Consider the following 249-nt stretch of genomic DNA (forward strand, 5'->3'; position numbering starts at 1 on the left):
GAGTCGAACGCGAGTTGACCAGGTAGACCGTGAAACCACGGGCATCAAGCAGCTCAAACAATGGAATCCAGTAAACGCCGGTGGCCTCCATCGCGACCACGTTGATCTTGAGCCCGGCGAGCCAGTCGGCCAGCTTGATCAGGTCGTCGGTGAAGGTGGAAAAGCTACGGACGTTGCCGTCCTGAGAAGAGCCTACAGCCACCCAATGCTCACGGCTGCCGATATCAATCCCGGCACAGTTAGGGTGAA

The 249-nt window shown here is 57.8% G+C and carries 1 protein-coding gene; it reads right to left on the reverse strand.

What is annotated here, in order from left to right; genetic code table 11:
* Positions 1–249 (reverse strand): IS110 family transposase (locus ACYP2A_RS26605; RefSeq protein ID WP_459748919.1); only part of this gene is annotated, 249 nt, incomplete at both ends.

This window comes from Pseudomonas sp. 3A(2025) (assembly GCF_054589175.1).